The organism is Brevundimonas sp. AVps5 (assembly GCF_058681515.1).
The window spans coordinates 3,074,968-3,093,395 of sequence record NZ_CM178740.1; the positions used below are offsets into that span (position 1 = coordinate 3,074,968).

At 68.9% G+C, this 18,428-nt stretch carries 16 protein-coding genes; 11 read left to right on the forward strand and 5 right to left on the reverse strand.

Annotated features, from left to right (window positions below; translation table 11 throughout):
- Position 1: 1 nt before the first annotated feature.
- Genes ACW18A_RS15610 through ACW18A_RS15620 form a run of 3 tightly spaced genes read right to left on the reverse strand, consistent with a single transcriptional unit; the run spans position 2 to position 1,399 of the window.
- Positions 2–634 (reverse strand): Smr/MutS family protein, encoded by a 633-nt coding sequence (locus ACW18A_RS15610; RefSeq protein ID WP_492022623.1) that lies wholly within the window; start codon positions 632–634, stop codon positions 2–4.
- A complete protein-coding gene (locus tag ACW18A_RS15615) occupies positions 588–827 on the reverse strand; it encodes a helix-turn-helix domain-containing protein (RefSeq protein ID WP_492022624.1) in 240 nt (79 codons plus the stop codon). Before ACW18A_RS15615 ends, ACW18A_RS15610 begins: the two co-directional genes overlap by 47 nt.
- Positions 827–1,399, reverse strand: coding sequence for a DUF2975 domain-containing protein (locus tag ACW18A_RS15620; protein WP_492022625.1), 573 nt, complete (start codon positions 1,397–1,399; stop codon positions 827–829). The genes ACW18A_RS15615 and ACW18A_RS15620 overlap by 1 nt, the downstream gene beginning before the upstream one ends.
- A gap of 606 nt (positions 1,400–2,005) precedes the next feature.
- Between ACW18A_RS15620 and rdgB the strand changes: the two genes are divergently transcribed.
- The 10 genes from rdgB to ACW18A_RS15670 all read left to right on the forward strand — a co-directional run bounded on the left by rdgB (position 2,006) and on the right by ACW18A_RS15670 (position 12,761).
- Entirely contained in the window at positions 2,006–2,608 is a 603-nt protein-coding gene (gene rdgB / locus ACW18A_RS15625) for an RdgB/HAM1 family non-canonical purine NTP pyrophosphatase (RefSeq protein WP_492022626.1), read from the forward strand.
- A complete protein-coding gene (hemW, locus tag ACW18A_RS15630; RefSeq protein ID WP_492022627.1) occupies positions 2,601–3,770 on the forward strand; it encodes a radical SAM family heme chaperone HemW in 1,170 nt (389 codons plus the stop codon). Before rdgB ends, hemW begins: the two co-directional genes overlap by 8 nt.
- 37 nt (positions 3,771–3,807) lie before the next feature.
- Positions 3,808–4,683 (forward strand): 16S rRNA (cytidine(1402)-2'-O)-methyltransferase, encoded by an 876-nt coding sequence (gene rsmI, locus ACW18A_RS15635; RefSeq protein WP_492022628.1) that lies wholly within the window; start codon positions 3,808–3,810, stop codon positions 4,681–4,683.
- On the forward strand, positions 4,680–5,096 hold the full coding sequence (locus tag ACW18A_RS15640; protein ID WP_492022629.1) for a YraN family protein: 417 nt from the start codon (positions 4,680–4,682) through the stop codon (positions 5,094–5,096). Before rsmI ends, ACW18A_RS15640 begins: the two co-directional genes overlap by 4 nt.
- A 42-nt stretch (positions 5,097–5,138) precedes the next feature.
- On the forward strand, positions 5,139–5,954 hold the full coding sequence (locus tag ACW18A_RS15645; protein ID WP_492022630.1) for a SirB1 family protein: 816 nt from the start codon (positions 5,139–5,141) through the stop codon (positions 5,952–5,954).
- Positions 5,955–6,063: 109 nt separating this feature from the next.
- A complete protein-coding gene (gshB, locus tag ACW18A_RS15650) occupies positions 6,064–7,014 on the forward strand; it encodes a glutathione synthase (RefSeq protein WP_492022631.1) in 951 nt (316 codons plus the stop codon).
- A gap of 61 nt (positions 7,015–7,075) precedes the next feature.
- Positions 7,076–7,765, forward strand: coding sequence for a serine aminopeptidase domain-containing protein (locus ACW18A_RS15655; protein WP_492022632.1), 690 nt, complete (start codon positions 7,076–7,078; stop codon positions 7,763–7,765).
- Positions 7,766–7,816: 51 nt separating this feature from the next.
- Positions 7,817–9,394 carry a YifB family Mg chelatase-like AAA ATPase gene (locus tag ACW18A_RS15660; protein ID WP_492022633.1) on the forward strand — a complete coding sequence of 526 codons (1,578 nt, stop codon included), beginning with the start codon at positions 7,817–7,819 and terminating at the stop codon, positions 9,392–9,394.
- Between the two features lie 77 nt (positions 9,395–9,471).
- Positions 9,472–11,019 (forward strand): response regulator, encoded by a 1,548-nt coding sequence (locus ACW18A_RS15665; RefSeq protein ID WP_492022634.1) that lies wholly within the window; start codon positions 9,472–9,474, stop codon positions 11,017–11,019.
- Between the two features lie 50 nt (positions 11,020–11,069).
- On the forward strand, positions 11,070–12,761 hold the full coding sequence (locus tag ACW18A_RS15670; RefSeq protein WP_492022635.1) for an AmpG family muropeptide MFS transporter: 1,692 nt from the start codon (positions 11,070–11,072) through the stop codon (positions 12,759–12,761).
- On the opposite strand, the gene ACW18A_RS15675 is transcribed toward ACW18A_RS15670, so the two are convergent.
- Positions 12,762–15,125, reverse strand: coding sequence for an NADP-dependent malic enzyme (locus ACW18A_RS15675; protein WP_492022636.1), 2,364 nt, complete (start codon positions 15,123–15,125; stop codon positions 12,762–12,764).
- A gap of 81 nt (positions 15,126–15,206) precedes the next feature.
- Positions 15,207–16,061 carry a diaminopimelate epimerase gene (gene dapF / locus ACW18A_RS15680; protein ID WP_492022637.1) on the reverse strand — a complete coding sequence of 285 codons (855 nt, stop codon included), beginning with the start codon at positions 16,059–16,061 and terminating at the stop codon, positions 15,207–15,209.
- Between the two features lie 171 nt (positions 16,062–16,232).
- Between dapF and ACW18A_RS15685 the strand changes: the two genes are divergently transcribed.
- Positions 16,233–18,413, forward strand: coding sequence for a prolyl oligopeptidase family serine peptidase (locus ACW18A_RS15685; RefSeq protein ID WP_492022638.1), 2,181 nt, complete (start codon positions 16,233–16,235; stop codon positions 18,411–18,413).
- Positions 18,414–18,428 lie beyond the last annotated feature (15 nt).

Below are 18,428 nucleotides of genomic sequence, written 5' to 3' on the forward strand. Positions count from 1 at the left end.
GCTAGCGTTTCAATGTGACGTAAATCGCGCCGTCGCCGCCGTGGCGGCGGTGGGCCATGGCGAAGCCGGAGACCACGCCCCGCAGGGCGTGACCCTGCAGCCATTCGTGGATGGAGGCACGGATGACCCCTCCACCGCGGCGGCCCTGACCGGTGACGACCAGAACCGCCCGCAGTCCCCTGGCCTTCGACTGCATCAGGAAGGCGCGCAGCTGATCTTCGGCTTCAAAGCGGCCGAAGCCGTGCAGGTCGATCGAGGCCTCGATCGGATCGCGTTCGCGCGACAGCCGGCGCTGACGGCGGGGCTCCAGCTCCTCGGGCACGCTGCGTGGCGCAACCGGCGGCAGGGCCTTTGCGGAGGCCGGGGCGGCGGCGGCCCGGATCTTCGTCGACGTCTTCTGCTTGCCCGGGACGGGTGGTCGGGGTGCCTTGATCGTCTCGGGCTTCAGCGGCTCATCGGGCAGGATGGCGCCGGGGGTGACGCGGGCGGCCTTGCGCGTCTTCGGCGGGGTCACGGAGCCGGAGACGCGAGCCCAGATGCGACGGTCCTCGGTCGTCAGGTCGGGAGGCGGTCGCCGCGCCACGGGGTCAGGCGTCTTCGCCGTCGGCGTCAGCCTCCGGCGGGCCGGGCTCATGGACCAGCAGATCGCCCGGCTGGCAGTCCAGTTCGCGGCACAGGGCGTAGAGGGTGGAGAACCGCACGGCCCGCGCCTTGCCCGTCTTCAGGATCGACAGATTGGCGAGAGTGACGCCGACGCGATCCGCCAGCTCGGTCAGCGACATCCGTCGCTCGACCAGCATCTTGTCGAGTTGAACCCTGATCGCCATCAGATCGTAAGCTCGGATTCACGACGCAGACGGGCACCTTCCTTGAACACCTCAGCCAGGACGAAGACGACCAGGACCGAGAAGACGGGGGTCAACAGCTCGCCGACGCCCTGGGAATCCATCACCCCGGGGGCGAGGCGTGCGGCGACCAGTCCCTGGACCAGCCAGACGCCGCCGGTGACGACCGCCAGAATCAGGCCGATCTGGCGCAGACGGCGAACGTTCTCGGGTCGGAAGGGGTCGCCCACGGTCAATGTACGGAAGATCATCCGCAGATTTCGCAGGATCAGCAGGAAGCCGCCGAAATAGGCGGTCAGAGCCCCCACCCCGAACAGCAGCAGGGGTCGGGTCAGCGGTTGCTGGCGGCCGCCACTCTCGTTGGCGACGGTGATGTTCAGATTGGCCAGCGGAATGAAGATCGAGGCCAGGAAGACCAGGAGCAGCACGGCGGTGATGATCATCAGCAGCACATAGGCCACATCCAGGGCGATCTTCAGCAGGCTGGATACGGAGCCGGGCCCCAGGGTCCTCAGGAACGGGAGGCTGAACGGCGCGCGGATGCCTCTGGGCATTTTCGGCAGGCGCAGCTCAGGCCGTTTGAGGGACATCGACAGCTCGGGAAAGAATCTGGGCCGGAATTCTGGCCGCGAGGACCGCGCGGGGTTCGGGAAAACCCCTACGCGGTCTTATACATCGCGATCTTCTTCAACGGCGTCAAAAGCCTCTTCGTTCTTGGTTGCCGTCGCTCGGCTCGATGAGCCTCGCCGTAGCGGCAACCAGGGGATTGAGAGAGCCCGGACATTTGTCGCTCAGGCAGCGAGCGCAGGCGTCGCGAGCGTTAGCGACGCCTGTATCAGAAGGCCTGAACCAGGATGGCGATCAGGGCGGTCGGCAGGGCGGCGAGCAGGGCGGCGTTGATCAGGACTGCGCCGACCTTGTCCATCATCAGCGAGGCGTTCATCGTGTTCATCGTTCTATCCTTCGATCCTGAGGCGGGTCATTAATGCCCGCTTCTGTGTGCCACGGGGTTCGGATTTTCCCATCTGGGTGTTTCCGGGGAACGTTGTGGCCGTCGTTCTTGAGATCATAGATAGGACGTGCGGGTCGTTCAGTCACGTTACATATCGTTTAACGATATTAAACTTAGGCAATGAAATGTTTCACAGGCGTGATCACGGATGAAGTTGAAGTTTATCAAGGGGATGCGGCTCGTGGCCGCGACTCACAACGCCGGCAAGGCACGTGAAATCGATGCGCTTCTGGACGGACATTACACGGTGGTCACGGCTCGAGAGTTGAATCTGCCCGAACCGGCCGAAACCGAGGCTACTTTTGTCGGCAATGCCATGCTGAAGGCGCGTCATGCCGCCCAGTTTTCGGGCGAAGTCAGCCTTGCCGACGATTCCGGCCTGTCAGTCTCCGCCCTCGACGGCGCGCCCGGCATATTCTCGGCACGCTGGGGTGGACCGGAACGCGACTTCGCGGCCGCCATGCGAAAGATCGAGATCCGGCTGGAGGAACTGGGGGCGACCGACCGGTCGGCCTGGTTTACCTCGGCCTTGGCCGTGGCCTGGCCCGACGGCCCCTGTGTGGTGGTCGAGGGGCGGGTCGACGGGGTGGTGACCTTCCCGCCGCGCGGCGACCGGGGCTTCGGCTACGATCCGATCTTCATTCCCGAGGGCTACGACCAGACCTTCGGCGAGATGGACCCGGTCGAGAAGGAGAGCATGAGCCACCGCACGCGGGCCTTCGCCATGCTCAAGGCGGCCCTGATTGACTGAGACCCGCCCCGGGGCCGCTGCGCCGGGTCCAGGGACGGGGGCCGTGGCCCTCTACGTCCACTGGCCCTACTGCGCCCGTATCTGCCCCTATTGCGACTTCAACGTCGTGCGCGACCGGGGCTGGCGCGAGGAGCAGGCGGTGCTGGTCGAGGCCATCCTGTGCGATCTGGAGGCCCAGGCTGCCCTGATCGGCACTCGACCTCTGGCCTCGATCTTCTTCGGCGGCGGAACGCCGTCGCTGATGCGGGCCGGGGATGTGGCCCGGGTGGTCGCGCGGGCGCAGGTCCTGTTCCCCGGCGGCGACATCGAGATCACGCTCGAGGCCAACCCCACCGACGCCGAGGCTTCTCACTTCGCAGCCCTGAGCGAGGCCGGGGTCAACCGGCTGTCGCTGGGGGTCCAGTCGCTGGATGACGCCGCGCTGACGTTCCTCGGGCGCAATCACTCGGCGGGCGAGGCGCGCCGGGCCATCGCCGTGGCGGCCGGTGTGTTCGACCGGTTGTCGATCGATCTGATCTACGCCCTGCCGGGCCAGACGGTCGCCGCCTGGACCGCGGCCATGACCGAAGCCCTGTCTATGGGGTTCGAGCACGTCTCGCCCTATCAGCTGACTATCGCCGAGGGCACAGCCTTCGCCCGCGCCACCGAACGGGGCAGTCTCGTCCCGCCCGACGAGGACACCGCCGCTGACCTTTATGAGGCGACCCAGGCCGTGCTCGGAGCCGCCGGGTTCGAGGCCTACGAGGTCTCCAACCATGCCCGTGATCCGGCGGCCCGCTCCGCTCACAACCTGCATGTCTGGCGCGGCGGGGACTATGTCGGGATCGGCCCCGGCGCCCATGGACGTCTGACAATGGACGGCGTCCGCACCGCCACGGTCGCCCATCGCCGGATCGCCGACTATGTCGAGGGCGTCGCCGCCGGGAGGCCCTGGTTCGAGCAGGAGACCCTGGACCCCCGCGCCGCCGCAGAGGAGCGGGTGTTGCTGGGCCTGAGAACCGTAGAGGGTGTCGCCCTGACCGACCTTGCGGCGATGGACCTGACCGCCCGCGTCGACGGACTGGTCGAGGACGGCTTCCTCCGGGTCGACAACAGGCGGGTCGCCGCCACCGCGAGCGGCCGCCCGGTCCTTGACGCGGTGTTGAAGGCCCTGCTGACCTGAGCTTCGCGCGAGCCCCGGTCTGTGGCACGGAGGGACAATGAGCGAGCCCAGCCCCTTTCCCCCGACCGCGCCGCCGCCCCGGCCCGTGTCGCCGGGGCTCTATCTGGTCGCCACGCCGATCGGAAACCTGCGCGACATCACCCTGCGCGCCCTCGACGTCCTCGCCGCCGCCGATCTGGTCCTGGCGGAGGACACCCGGGTCACCGCCAAGCTGCTGGGCGCCTACGGCCTGAAGGCGAAGCTGGAACGCTGCGACGACCACGCCTCGGCCCGGGCCGCCGAGACTGCCATCGAGCGGGTGCGGGAAGGCCAGGTCGTGGCCCTGGTCTCCGACGCGGGGACGCCCGTGATCTCGGACCCCGGTTTCGTCGTCGCCCGCGCCTTCATCGCCGCCGGCCTGCCGGTGCATCCGATTCCGGGCGCCTCCAGCCTGCTGGCGGCCCTGTGCATCGCCGGCCAGCCGTCGGACCGCTTCCTGTTCGCCGGCTTCCTCCCGCCCAAATCGGCCGCACGGAAGACGGCGCTGGCCGAGGTCAAGGCGGCGCGCCAGACCCTGGTCTTCTTTGAGAGCGGTCCGCGCCTGGCCGCCAGCCTCGCCGACATGGCAGAGGTGCTGGGTCCGCGCCCCGCCGCGGTGACCCGCGAACTGACCAAACTCTATGAGGAGGCGATCCGCGGGACGCTTCCGGAGCTCGCGGCCGATCCGCGCTGCGATGGTCCCAGGGGCGAGATCGTCATCGTCATCGGCCCCGGAGAGACCGAGATCGCCAGCGCTGCCGACGCCGATGCGGCCCTGACCGAGGCCCTCGCCCGTCTGGCCCCCGGCGAGGCGGCGTCGGAGGTCTCCCGCGCCCTCGACCTGCCGCGAAAGGCCCTCTACCGCCGCGCCCTGGAACTGCAAGGCCGGGGATGAAGCCGCCGCCAAAGCCTGAAAAGGTCCGCGCCGTGCTGCCGGCCAGACCCAAGGCGGCCTGGCGTCAGGCGCTGGGCGGACGGGCGTTTCGCGAGGGGCACGGTGCCGAATGGATCGCCGCCGCCTTCCTGATGCTGAAGGGCTATCAGGTTCTGGGCTTCCGGTTGAAGACGCGAGGCGTCGAGATCGACATCCTCGCGCGACAGGGCAAAACGGTCGTCGTCGTCGAGGTCAAACGCCGCGCCACGATCGAGGCCGCGCTGAATGCTGTCGATCATCAACAGCTGGAACGACTGCGCGCGGCGGGCGCAGCACTGTTGCGCCAAAGACCCAGCCTGTCCGGTCTTCAGTTGCGGATCGATACTGTAGCGCTGGCCCCCGGGCGAATTCCGCGCCATCGTCGCAATCTCTAGTTTTCACCGGGAGGTGAAATCGGGTCGTCGGGGGGCGGAGCCGTGACGCGCGAGGAGGCGGAAGTCGCACTGGAAGAGGCCGGTCGGGCCGATGAGGACGCCTTCCCCTTGCTGGATGCGGCCATCGCCTGCGCCCTGCACGACGACCCGTTCCGCGATCCCTCGCCTGCCCGCGTCCTGTCGGACGCCGCCGTCGCACATTTGGCAGAGCGTATCGGCGGCGAGAGCCCTGATGACGCCCTGGCCGAGACCATGGCCGCCGACCTGCGGCTGAACGGCGACCTGCTGCACTACGACGACCCGGCCAATACCGACGTGCTGGACGTCGCCGAGCGCCGGCGCGGCCTGTCGGCGGCCCTGGCGGTCTTCTATCTCGACGCCGCCCGACGCGCGGGGGTGAAGGCCCGGGGAGTCGACTTCCCCGGCCATTTCCTGCTGCGGGTCGAGACCCCCGCCGGTCCGGTGGCGCTGGACCCGTTCAGCCAGGGCCGGGTGGTCATGCCGTCCGAGCTGACGCGTCGGGCCCTGCGCGCGGGGCTGACGCCGCACGTCGCTGACCGGCTGGACGTGCTGATGGCCCCGGTCAGCGACCGCGAAAGCCTGATCCGGCTGCAGAACGTCCTGTTCAGCCGTGCGATCGAGGCCGGGGACTATCTCTGCGCCGAACGCTCCGCCGTCCGCCGGGCCCTGCTGGACCCCGAGGATCACCGACCCTGGCTGGACGTCGCCGCCGCCCGCGAGAAACAGGGCGCACTGACCGGCGCGCTGGAGGCCCTGCACCGTGCCCGCGCCATCGCAGGGCAGGACGACCAGATACACCGGATGGCGTCCGACCGTCTGAGGATGCGGCTGAACTGAAGTTTCCGCTTGGAACCGCCGCGCTTCGCACTACTTGAACTCCAGGCGCGCACGCGCTCAAGCAGCGAGCCGCCGCGCGGCGAGCGATAGCGCACCAAGGAAGTCTTCCATGCTCAAAGTCGCCATCCAGATGGACCCCATCGAGGCGGTCAACATCGCCTCGGACACGACCTTCTTCCTGGCCATGGAGGCGCAGCAGCGCGGCCATCCGCTGTGGGTCTACGACTTCCGCACCCTGGCGCTGGAGGACGGAACCCTGACCTGCCGCGCCCGCCCGGTGGTGATCCGTCAGGTCCACGGCGACCACGTCACCATCGGCGACGAGGTCAGGCTCGATCTGGGCAGGGACGTCGACGTCATCCTGATGCGTCAGGATCCGCCCTTCGACATGGCCTATGTCACGGCAACCTATCTGCTGGAGACGGTCCACCCCCGCACCCTGGTGGTCAACGACCCGGCCGAGGTGCGGTCCGCGCCCGAGAAGCTGTTCGCCACCCGGTTCGAGGGCGTCCAGCCCCCGACCCTGATCAGTGCCGACCCGGTCGCCCTGGTCGATTTCCACGAACGCCACGGCGACGTGGTGCTGAAGCCCCTGCACGGCGCGGCGGGCTCCGGGGTCGTCCGCCTGAAGGCCGGGGATCCGAACCTGGAAGCCCTGATCGAGATCCATATGGCCGGGTCGCGCGATCCGCTGGTGATCCAGAAATTCATCCCGGCGGTCTCGAAGGGCGACAAGCGGATCATCCTGATCGACGGCGAGCCGGTCGGCGCCATCAATCGCGTCCCGGCCGAGGGTCAGGTGCGCTCCAACCTGCGCGTCGGCGGCACCGCCGCCCCGGTCGAACTGACCCCGCGCGACCTCGAGATCTGCGCCATCGTCGGGCCTGAGCTGAAGGCGCGCGGCCTGCTGTTCGTCGGCATCGACGTGATCGGCGACTATCTGACCGAGATCAACGTCACCTCCCCGACCGGGGCGGTGCAGCTGAAAGAGTTCACCGGCATCGATGCCGCGGCGATCCTCTGGGATGTGATCGAGGCGAAACATGTTCCGGGCGCCTGAGCCAGTGATCGGGCGTTGGATCTGGATCGCTGCGCTCGGACTGTCGGCTTGTGCGCCGTACATGTCGTCTGCTCCCGTGGTGGGGTCCCTGGCGGCATCCGACCATCTCGCCCTGTTCGACGCCACACGGAACCGTGCGGTCCCTGTCGTCCTCTACCGCCCGTCGACGCCCGGCCCGCACCGGCTGGCCGTCCTGTCCCATGGCTATGGCGCAACGCCCGAGGACTACGGCTTCCTCGCCCGGCGTCTCGCTGAGCGCGGATGGCTCGTCGCGGCCATCGACCACGAGCTGGAGGGTGACCTGCCGATCCCGACGACCGGAGAGCCCCGGATCGTTCGCATGCCCAACTGGCGGATCGGTGCCGACAGCATCGGCTTTGTCGCCGATGAACTGGTCGCGCGGGGTTTGGCACGGACCAATCCGGTCCTGCTCATTGGTCACTCCAACGGCGGCGACATGGACATGCTGTTCGCGACCGCGCATCCGGACCGCGTGGCCGGGGTGATCAGCCTCGACAACCGTCGCATGGCCTTCCCGCGCGCCGGGCTGGTTCCGATCCTGTCGCTGCGATCCAGCGATCAGGTCGCCGATCCCGGCGTGATCCCGGCCGCCCCCGATCTCGCCGGTCTGCGCATCCTGCTCGCACCCGTCGCGGTGAGGCACAATGACATGTGGGACGGCGCCGCCGAGGCCCAGAAGGCGGAGATGCTTGCGCAGATTGATCTCTACCTGAACGAGAGCGACCCTTGATCTCACAATCGGTTCGTGGTTTGTTCCTTTCCGGTTGAAGGAAGGCGTTCCATGCTGGCCAGTATCGCGACGGTGGCGTTCGAGGGGGTCGAGGCGCGGCGCGTCAGTGTCGAGGTGCAACTGGTCGGCACGGACGGTCCGACCATCTTCTCGATCGTCGGCCTGCCGGACAAGGCGGTGGCCGAGAGCCGGGAACGGGTGCGGGGGGCCTTCGCCGGCATCGGCCTGGCCCTGCCGGCCAAGCGGATCATCGCCAACCTGGCCCCCGCCGACCTGCCCAAGGAGGGCAGCCATTTCGACCTGCCGATCGCTCTCGCCCTGCTGGCGTCGCTCGGGGTAATCCAGCCGGACGCGCTGGAGGGCTGGGCGGCGCTGGGTGAGCTGGGGCTGGACGGGCGGATCCAGCCGGTGGGAGGTACGCTTCCCGCCGCCGTGGCCGCCGCCTCGATGGGGCTGGGCCTGATCTGTCCCGAGGCCAACGGGCCCGAGGCGGCCTGGGCCGGCGACGTCCGCATTCTGGCACCCCGGTCCCTGATCGGCCTGATCAACCACTTCAAAGGGACGACCGTCCTGCGCGCGCCCGAGCCGGGGTCGGTCAGGACGACGGCGAGCGCCGCCGACCTGCGCGACGTCAAGGGACAGGAGAGCGCCAAACGGGCGCTGGAGGTGGCCGCTGCCGGGGGCCACAATATTTTGTTCGTCGGCCCGCCGGGCTCGGGCAAGTCGATGATGGCCCAGCGCCTGCCCGGTCTGCTGCCGCCGCTGACGCCCCAGGAACTGCTGGAAACGTCGATGGTCTGGTCGGTGGCGGGCCTGATTGAACGCGGGGCCCTGACCCGGGATCGGCCGTTCCGGTCGCCACACCATTCCGCCTCCATGGCCGCCCTGACCGGGGGCGGCCTGCGGGCCAGGCCGGGTGAAGCGTCCCTGGCCCACAACGGCGTCCTGTTCCTCGACGAATTGCCGGAATACTCCGCCCAGGCGCTGGACAGTCTGCGCGCGCCGCTGGAGACGGGCGAGATCGTGGTCGCCCGGGCCAACGCCCATGTCCGCTATCCGGCCCGGTTCCAGCTGGTGGCCGCCATGAACCCCTGCCGCTGCGGCATGGGCGGGGCGGGCAAGGGCGCGTGCGGCAAGGCCCCCCGCTGTCAGCGCGACTATCAGAATCGCATCTCCGGCCCGATGTTCGACCGCATCGACCTGACGGTGGAGACCCCGCCCGTGACCGCCGCCGACATGGCCCTGCCCTCGCCCGCCGAGGGCACGGCCGAGGCCGCCGCCCGCGTCGCCGTCGCCCGCGCCATGCAGGAGGAGCGGGTGCGGGAGGCGGGGCTCGATCCGCTGCAGGCGCTCAACGCCCGTTCGTCCGGCGACGTTCTGGAACGGTTCGCCACCCCGGACGAGGCGGGACGCGCCCTGCTGATGCGGGCCGGGGAGGCGGGCGGTCTGACCGCGCGCGGCTGGACCCGGACCCTGCGTCTGGCCCGAACCATCGCCGATCTCGAAGGCTCGACCGGCGTCCTGCGCCGTCATATCGCCGAGGCCCTGATCTATCGCCGCACGACCGTCGGCGCCCAGGACCATTTCGAACGCCGGCAGGACACGCGAACCAGCCTGCCTGCGTGGTGAAAAGGTTAACACCTCATCCGGCAGACTGACGTCCGTGACCCCTTTGGACCCAGGTGGCGGCGGGCATGACACGGCGGATGAAGACGACCGGCGACAGTGAAACCGGACAGGCCGAACGCGCGGGCGGCGCCGATCCCTTCCTGCGGCTGATGAGCCACGAGATGCGGACGCCCCTGAACGGCGTCATCGGCATGATCGGCCTGCTGACCCGCACCCGGTTGGACGGCGCCCAGCGCGCCTATGCCGAGGCCGCGCGCGACTCCGCCGAACATCTGCTGGGCCTGGTCAACGACCTGCTCGACTACGCCCGGCTCGAGGCCGGCAAGCTGGAGATCGATCCGGCCCCGGTCGAACTCGAAGGCCTGGTGCGGGGCGTCGCAGAACTGCTGAGCCCCCGCGCCCACGACAAGGGTCTGGAGATCGTCTGGTCGGTCTCGGCCGACGCCCCTGACATCCTCGCCGATGAAGGTCGCCTGCGCCAGGTCCTGTTCAACCTCGCCGGCAACGCCGTGAAGTTTACGGACACGGGCGGCGTCTGCATCGCTGTCGACCGCGTCGGCGGCCCCGACGACCGTCCGCTCCTGGCCTTCGTCATCGACGACACCGGCCCCGGCGTCCCGGTCGAGGCGCGCGCCCGCATCTTCGAGGAGTTCGGTCACGCCGACGCCTCCGACGCCACCCGTTACGGCGGCGCGGGGCTCGGCCTCGCCGTAGTCCAGAAACTGGCTGCGGCCATGAACGGGACCGTCCGGGTCGAGGATCGCCCCGGGCCCAAGGGCGCGCGCGGCTCCCGCTTCGTCTTCGAGGCCGCCTTCGACGCGACGCCTGACGCCGCACCGAGGACCCGCCCCCTGACCGATCGGGCCTTCGCCGTCCGCAGCCCCGATCCCTTCGTCCGCGACGCGGCAGAGGCCCAGATCATCGCGTCCGGCGGCTCGTTGTGGCCCGTCGGCGGCCTCGCCTGCGTCACGCTCGTCGATCATGCCGGAGCCGCCGTGGCCGGTCTGACCCTGGCCCCCCTGCCCGAGGGCGGGCGCAGCGTCGTCCTGCTGAAGCCGTCCGAGCGCGAATTGATCGCCCGGTACAAGTCGGCCGGCTTCCACGGCTATCTGATCAAGCCGCTGCGGCGCGCCTCCCTGGTCGAACGGGTTCTGGCCGCTGCGACCGCGGGCGAGGTCCAGGGCGCGCCGCGCGGACTGCCGCCCGAGGACGACCGCGTCCTGCCCGTCCGCTTCGCCGGAACCCGTATCCTGCTGGTCGAGGACAATCCGGTCGGCGCCCTGCTGGCCCGGACCCTGCTGCGCCGCGAGGGTTGCGTGGTCGAGACCGCCGCGACCGGCGACGAAGCCATCGCGGCCATGAAGCGGGCCCGCTACGACCTCGTCTTCATGGACATGCGCATGCCGGGCATGGACGGACCGGCCGCGACGCGCGTCATCCGCGCCGGCGGCGACCGCACCCCCATCGTCGCCCTGACCGCCAACGCCTTCGCCGAGGACCGCCAGGCCTGCCTCGAGGCCGGCATGAACGACCATCTGGTCAAGCCGCTGGAACCCGAGGCCCTGCGCTCCGCCCTGGCCCGCTGGACGGCAGGCGACTTCCGCGCCAAGGTCGCCGTCGCATAGGGCGAACCGGCGATCAGATCGGGGACCCTTCGAGACAGAGGCTCCTCCCCATGACCGCTCCCGCCGCGCCGCCCACCGCTCCGACAGAGGTCGACCTTAAACCCAAGGGCCTTGCCGTCCTGAAGGTCGCCTTCCGCGAGCGGCGCACCCTGGCCATGCTGCTGCTCGGCTTCTCGGCCGGCCTGCCGTTCGCCATGTTGATCGGCACATTGAACGCCTGGCTGACCGAGGAGGAGATCCCGGTCGCCACCATCGGCATCCTCTCCTGGATCGGCCTGTTCGGCGCCTTCCGCTTCCTCTGGTCCCCGGCCGTCAGCTGGACCCCGCCTGTCATCGGCAAGATGTTCGGGCGCCGTCGCAGCTGGCTCCTGTGCCTGCAGGTCGTCATCGCCATCGCCCTGGGCCTCGTCGCCCTGTCGCATCCGGGCGCGGGTGTTCTGGGACCGCTGGCGCTCGGCGCGGCGCTCGGGGCCTTCGCCTTCGCCACCCAGGACATCGTCATCGACGCCTGGCGGATCGAGGTGGCCGACGAGAAGGCGCCGATCGACCTGCTCTCGACCATCTATCAACTGGGCTACCGCACGGCCGCCCTGGCCGGGGGCGCCGGATCGCTGCTGCTGGCGACCGCCATCGGCTGGCCCGGCGTCTTCTTCATCGCGGCCCTGCTGATGGGTCTGGGCATCATCGGCACCTTGATCGCGCCGGAACCGGCCCCGACCTCCCAGGCGGCTGTCGCCAGGGAGCGGCGCGGTTCGCCGCACCTGCGACTGTTCGTTCTCGTGGCGACGCTGGCGGCCTGGGGCTGGGCCGCGTGGATGTTGATCAGTTTCATGGTGACCGCCCTGACGACCTCACCGGCGCCGAGTGCAGGTGAGTTCACCGCCGCCTGGGGACCGTGGATCGTCGCGGCGACGGTCGTCCTGCCTGCCGCTCTCGCTGGTCTGATCGTGTGGAAGGGGCGGGTCGCCACCGCCGCCGAAAGCGCGGCGACGCCCAAACTGGCCGACACCTTCTATGACGCCATCCTCGCCCCCCTGGTCGAGCTGATGGGACGTCTGGGCTGGGGGGCGATCGTCGTGCTGGGGCTGATCCTGACCTATCGGATCACCGACGGCGTCTGGGGTCCGTTCGCCTTCCCCTTCTATATGGGGGACACGGGTGGGGCGCTGGGCCACACCAAGGCCGAGGTGGCGCTCGCGTCGAAGACCTTCGGCGTCATCATGACCATCGTCGGCATCGCGCTGGGCGGCTGGGCCCTGCTGGTCATCGGCCGGATGTGGAGCCTGCTGCTGGGCGCAATCCTGTCGGCGGCGACCAACCTCCTGATGATGGATCTGGCCCTCGGGGCCCCCAATCTAGGGCCTTTCATGTCGGTGACCGGCCTCTATTCGGTGTTCGGTTCGATCGGGGTGGGCGAGCCCCTGTCGCGCCTGATGCTGGCCATCGCGGGCGAGAACATCGCCGGCGGCTTCGCGGGCGCGGCCTTCGTCGCCTATCTGTCGGCCCTGTCGAACCGGACCTTCGGCGCGGTCCAGTTCGCCGTCTTCATCTCGCTGGCCCTGCTGATCGGCACCCTCGGGCGCGGCGCGCTCGGCGAGCTGATCGACGCCCAGGGCTATGCGCCGATGTTCGTCATCGCCGCCTGGATGGGGGTGATCGCCATCGTCTTCGTCGTGATCGAATGGGTCCGCCTGGGGTTCGAGGCCCGCAAGCTGGCCCGGACCGGAGCCCCGGCGGTCTGATCAGACCGTCGGCGGCACCGCCGTCATCGACCGTTCCACCGTCGCGCTCGGGTGCGGCGTGGCGTCCTCGTCCTCGGGCTCGAACTCGACGCTGACGCCCTCCTCGTAGGCGGCGAAGGTGGCGGCGGTGATGATCTCGGACACCTGGGCCCCCAGGGACACGATCTGCACGGACTTCTCCAGACCGACCAGCAGGGGGCCGATCACGGTCGCCCCGCCCAGGGCCTGGACCAGCTGGGTCGAGATGGCGGCCGAATGCAGGGCCGGCATGACCAGCACATTGGCCTCGCGGCTCAGGCGCATGAACGGATAGTTGGTGCGCAGGGCCGGATCGAGCGCCAGCTCCGGCGGAATCTCGCCCTCGTATTCGAAGTCGACGCCCTTCTGGTCGAGGATCCGGATGGCCTCGCGCACCTTCTCGCCGCGCTCTCCGGGCGGGTTGCCGAAGGTGGAGTAGCTGAGGAAGGCCACGCGCGGCGTGCGACCCAGTTTCTTCACCGTCGCGGCGGCCTGGATGGCGATGTCGGCCAGTTCCTCCGCCGAGGGCAGTTCGTGGATCGAGGTGTCGGCGACGAAGATGGTGCGGCCCTTGGCCAGGACGATCGACAGGCCGATCAGGCTGTCTCCCTCGACGTCCAGCACACGCCGGACCTCCTTCAGCACCATGTTGAAATTGCGGGTCGTGCCCGTGACCATGGCGTCGGCCTGACCGCGCGCCAGCATGACGGCCGCGAAATAGTTGCGGTCCTGGTTGATCATCCGCTGGACGTCGCGGCGCAGGTAGCCGCGCCGCTGCAGCTTGTCGTACAGGAAGTCGGTGTATTCGAGGTTCCGCTCGGACACCCGGGCGTTGACGATCTCGATGCCCATGGCGTCGAAGTCGAGCCCGGCTTCGGCGGCGTTCTTGCGGATCAGATCCTCGCGGCCCAGCAGGATCGGCGTGCCCAGCTCGGCCTGTTTGAAGGCCCAGGCGGCGCGGATGACGGTCGATTCCTCGCCCTCGGCGAACACCACCCGCTTGTTCGGCGCGGCGCGCACGGCGGACGAGATCTTCTGCATCAGGGCGGCTGACGGATCGACCCGTTCGCGGAGCTGGGCACGATAGGCATCCATGTCGTCGATACGCACGCGGGCGACGCCGGTGTCCATCGCCGCCTGGGCCACGAAGGGCGGGATGTACCAGATCAGGCGCGGATCGAAAGGCGACGGAATGATGTAGTCTGGCCCGAACTTCAGCTTGCGGCCGCGATAAGCCACGGCGACCTCGTCCGGCACGTCCTCGCGGGCCAGCTGGGCCAGGGCGTGGGCGCAGGCGATCTTCATCTCGTGGTTTACGCGCCGGGCCCGCACGTCCAGCGCCCCCCGGAAGATATAGGGAAAGCCCAGCACGTTGTTGACCTGGTTCACATAGTCGGACCGGCCGGTGGCGATGATGGCGTCGGAGCGCACAGACAGAACGTCTTCGGGCGTGATCTCCGGGTCCGGATTGGCCATGGCGAAGATGATCGGATTGGGGGCCATGGAGGCCACCATCTCCTTGGTGATTGCGCCCTTGGCCGACAGACCCAGAACCACATCGGCCCCGACCATGGCCTCGGCCAGGGTCCGCAGGTGGGTATCGGTGGCGTGGGCGGCCTTCCACTGGTCCATGCCGTTCGGGCGGCCCTTGTAGACCACGCCGTCGCGGTCGCAGATGACGGTGTTTTCTGGCCGAACACCGACCGCCTTCATCAAGCCGATGGACGACAGACCGGCGGCCCCGGCACCTGCCAGCACAACCTTGATCTCGTCCATCTTCTTGCCGGTGATGTGGACAGCGTTGATCAGGCCGGCGGTCGAGATGATCGCCGTGCCGTGCTGGTCGTCGTGGAAGACGGGGATGTCCAGCAGATCCTGCAGCTCGCTCTCGATGACGAAACATTCCGGAGACTTGATGTCCTCCAGGTTGATGCCGCCCCAGGTGTCGCCGATGTTCTTGACGACGGTGATGAACTCGTCGGGATCGGTGGTCTTGACCTCGACGTCGAAGCTGTCGACGTCGGCGAAGCGTTTGAACAGGACGGCCTTGCCCTCCATCACCGGCTTGGACGCCATGTGACCGAGGTTGCCGAGGCCCAGGATGGCTGTGCCGTTCGAGATCACGGCAACCAGATTGCCCTTGGATGTATAGTCGTAGGCCTTGTCCGGGTCGGCGGCGATAGCCAGCACCGGCACAGCGACGCCCGGCGAATAGGCCAGGGACAGGTCGCGCTGGGTCGCCATGGGCTTGATCGGCGCCATGGAGATCTTGCCCGGATGCGGCAGCCGGTGGAAATCGAGGGCTTCTTCGTCGGAGAAGGTCTGTTTGTCGGTCTGATCGGGCATTTGGGTCTCTGACGGTGCGGGCCTGCCCGGTCTAGCGGCGCCCTTCCGTCGGGACAACCGCCGACGCCCGACGGGCGAGGATCAGATGTCCAGAGTTCCCGTGCGCTCGACCTCGACCGGGCCGGTCATGAAGACGTGACCGGTGGCCCCATTCTCATCGGGGGCCCAGTCGATCACCAGTTCGCCGCCGTCGACGACGACCGTGGCCTTCCGGCCGGTCAGCCCGCGTCGGGCGCAGGCGACCAGGGCCGCGCAGGCGCCGGTCCCGCAGGCCCGGGTCAGGCCGGCACCCCGCTCGAACACCCTCAAACGGATGCGGTCGGGGGCCAGGACATGGGCGAACCCGACATTGACCCCCTCCGGGAACAGCGGGTGATATTCGATCAGCGACCCGGTGCCGATGACGAAGCCGTCGTCCTGGCGGTCGGTAAAGAAGACGACGTGTGGATTGCCCATGGAGACGGCGCCGGGCGTGTGCACCACCGGGTCATCAATGGGGCCGACCTGCAGTTCGATGCCGCGGGTGTCCATCTCCTCGGCCAGCGGGATCTCCCGCCAGTCCAGCCGGGGCGGGCCCATGTCGACGGTGATCCGGTCGACCCCGGCCCGCCGCGCGATCGTCGGACCGCCCAGGGTGTCGATGGTCACCTGATCCGCGCCGTTGGCCTGCATCAGCATCCAGCCGACGCAGCGCAGGGCGTTGCCGCAGGTCTCGACCGACCCGCCGTCGGCGTTCCACACCCGCATGAAGGCGTCGGCAGTCTCTGAAGGCTCTATGGCGATCAGCTGGTCGAAGCCCTCGCCGGTCTTGCGGTCGCCGAGGGCGCGCACGGCCTCTGGGCCCGGCGTGAAGGGCCGGTCCAGCGCGTTGACGACGACGAAGTCGTTGCCGGCACCGTTCATCTTGACGAAGGGTCTGGAGGTCGCGCCGGTCATGGCCGTCATATAGTCACGTGGGGCGGCGGCTCCAAAGTGGCAGTCACACAAAGCCTAAGGCCCCGACACCGGCCGACCCATACGCATGTGACAAAACGGTAAGGTTCGCCGCCTTGCCGCCGGGCCCCTCGCGACTAAGGTGCCCAGTCCTGTTTTCCGGAGCGCCCCCGCATGCGTCGTTCGCTGAGCCTCACGGCCGTTCTTCTTGCCTCCTCCATTCTTGGAACCTCCGCCCTGGCCCAGACCGCGCACACCCCGCCCAACCCGCCGCTCGTGGAGGGCGGGTTCGCCACGTCCGACGCGACCGACCCCTATCTGTGGCTTGAAGAGGTCGAGGGCGAACGCGCCATGGCCTGGGTGAATGAGCACAACACCCGTTCGCTCGGCGTGCTCCAGGGCGACCCCCGCTATGAAGGCCTGCACGAACAGGCCCTGGCCCTGGTCCAGGCCCGCGACCGCATCCCGGCCCCCGGCTTCACCCACGACGGCCATATCGACAATTTCTGGCAGGACGCGACCCATGTGCGCGGCATCTGGCGGCGCACGACGGTCGAGTCCTATCGCACCGATGCGCCGGAGTGGGAGACCATCCTCGACCTCGACGCCCTGTCCACGGCCGAGGGCAAGAACTGGGTCTACAAGGGCTCGTCCTGCCTGCCGCCGCAAGAGCGTCTGTGCCTGATTTCCCTGTCCGACGGCGGCAAGGACGCCGTCGTGGTGCGCGAGTTCGACTCCGTGTCCCGCACCTTCGTCGACGGCGGTTTCGAACTGCCGGAATCCAAGGGCGGCGCGTCCTGGATCGACGCTGACACGCTTCTGGTCTCGCGCGACTTCGGTCCGGGCACCCTGACCTCCTCGGGCTATCCGATGATCGTCAAGCGGTTGAAGCGCGGCCAGTCGATCGACCAGGCCGAGACCGTCTTTACCGGCCAGCCGTCGGACGTCTCCGTCAGCGGCGGCGCGCTTCGTGACGCCGACGGCGCGATCAAGGCGATCCTGATCAACCGCGGCGTCAGCTTCTACGAGGCCGAGACCCATCTGCTGAACGCAGACGGGACGACGACCCGACTGCAGCTGCCGGCCAAGTCCGACATCGACGCCCTGGTCCAGGGCCAGTTGGTCGTGACGATCAAACAGGACTGGACTGCGCCGTCCGGGCAAGCGTTCGAGACCGGCGACGTCATCGCCTGGACCCTCGACGCCTGGCTGGCCGATCAGGCCGCGCCTGCCCGGCTGATCATCCGCCCAAACGCCCGTGAGTCGGTCGAATCCGTCACCGCCACCCGCAACAGGCTGGTCGTCGCCCTGTACGAGAACGTGCGCGGCGCGGCCTATGTCTATACGCCCAACCCGTCAGGCGAATGGGCGCGCACCCGGCTGGACCTGCCCGCCAACTCGACGGTCGGTCTGGGGTCGGCCTCGGAACAGGACGACCGCATCTTCGTCAGCGTCGCCGGCTACCTGTCGCCCTCGACCCTGTCGCTGGTCGACGCGGCCACTGGGCAGATGGCCCAGGTCAAGTCGATCCCGGCCAAGTTCGACGCCTCGGGCATGACCGTGGAACAGTTCGAAGCCCGCTCGGCCGACGGCACCATGATCCCCTATTTCGTGGTGCATAAGACCGACATGCCGCTGGACGGCACGAACGCCACGCTTCTCTACGGCTACGGCGGCTTCCAGTCGTCGATGCTGCCCGGCTATTCGCCCACGGTCGGCAAACTCTGGCTGGAGCGCGGCGGCGTCTATGTCGTCGCCAACACGCGCGGCGGCGGTGAGTTCGGCCCCAACTGGCACGAGGCCGCCCTGCAGCAAAACCGCCAGCGCGCCCATGAGGACTTCCAGGCCGTCGCCCTCGACCTGATCGCGCGTGACATCACCTCCCGGCCCCACCTCGGCGTCATGGGCGGGTCCCAGGGCGGCCTGTTCATGGGGGCGATGCTGACCCAGCGTCCGGACCTGATCAACGCGGCGGTCATCCAGGTGCCGCTGTTCGACATGTTCCGTTTCCACCGCCTGCTCGCCGGCGCCTCGTGGCGGGCGGAATACGGCGACCCGGACATTCCGGAACAGCGGGCCTGGATCGGCGAATATTCGCCCTACCAGAACCTGCGCGCGGGCCAGCCCTACCCCGAGGTCTTCATCCATACCTCGACCAAGGACGACCGCGTCCACCCGGGCCACGCCCGCAAGGCGGCGGCCCGTCTCGAGGAACTGGGCTATCCGGTCCTGTTCTACGAGAACACCGACGGCGGCCACGCGGCCGGCGCCAACCTGCGCGAAACGGCCCGCCGCATCGCGCTGGAATACACCTATCTGACCCGCCGCCTCATGGACGGGCCGGCCCAGGAATAGGGTTTCTTCCGCTCA

Excerpts from the sequence above, each read along its gene's own strand:
- ACW18A_RS15610 (WP_492022623.1), bottom strand. The coding sequence starts at position 634 with ATGAGCCCGGCCCGCCGGAGGCTGACGCCGACGGCGAAGACGCCTGAC.
- ACW18A_RS15615 (WP_492022624.1), bottom strand. The coding sequence starts at position 827 with ATGGCGATCAGGGTTCAACTCGACAAGATGCTGGTCGAGCGACGGATG.
- ACW18A_RS15620 (WP_492022625.1), bottom strand. The coding sequence starts at position 1,399 with ATGCCCAGAGGCATCCGCGCGCCGTTCAGCCTCCCGTTCCTGAGGACC.
- rdgB (WP_492022626.1), top strand. The coding sequence starts at position 2,006 with ATGAAGTTGAAGTTTATCAAGGGGATGCGGCTCGTGGCCGCGACTCAC.
- rsmI (WP_492022628.1), top strand. The coding sequence starts at position 3,808 with ATGAGCGAGCCCAGCCCCTTTCCCCCGACCGCGCCGCCGCCCCGGCCC.
- ACW18A_RS15640 (WP_492022629.1), top strand. The coding sequence starts at position 4,680 with ATGAAGCCGCCGCCAAAGCCTGAAAAGGTCCGCGCCGTGCTGCCGGCC.
- gshB (WP_492022631.1), top strand. The coding sequence starts at position 6,064 with ATGCTCAAAGTCGCCATCCAGATGGACCCCATCGAGGCGGTCAACATC.
- ACW18A_RS15655 (WP_492022632.1), top strand. The coding sequence starts at position 7,076 with ATGTCGTCTGCTCCCGTGGTGGGGTCCCTGGCGGCATCCGACCATCTC.
- ACW18A_RS15660 (WP_492022633.1), top strand. The coding sequence starts at position 7,817 with ATGCTGGCCAGTATCGCGACGGTGGCGTTCGAGGGGGTCGAGGCGCGG.
- ACW18A_RS15665 (WP_492022634.1), top strand. The coding sequence starts at position 9,472 with ATGAAGACGACCGGCGACAGTGAAACCGGACAGGCCGAACGCGCGGGC.
- ACW18A_RS15670 (WP_492022635.1), top strand. The coding sequence starts at position 11,070 with ATGACCGCTCCCGCCGCGCCGCCCACCGCTCCGACAGAGGTCGACCTT.
- ACW18A_RS15675 (WP_492022636.1), bottom strand. The coding sequence starts at position 15,125 with ATGCCCGATCAGACCGACAAACAGACCTTCTCCGACGAAGAAGCCCTC.
- dapF (WP_492022637.1), bottom strand. The coding sequence starts at position 16,061 with ATGACCGGCGCGACCTCCAGACCCTTCGTCAAGATGAACGGTGCCGGC.
- ACW18A_RS15685 (WP_492022638.1), top strand. The coding sequence starts at position 16,233 with ATGCGTCGTTCGCTGAGCCTCACGGCCGTTCTTCTTGCCTCCTCCATT.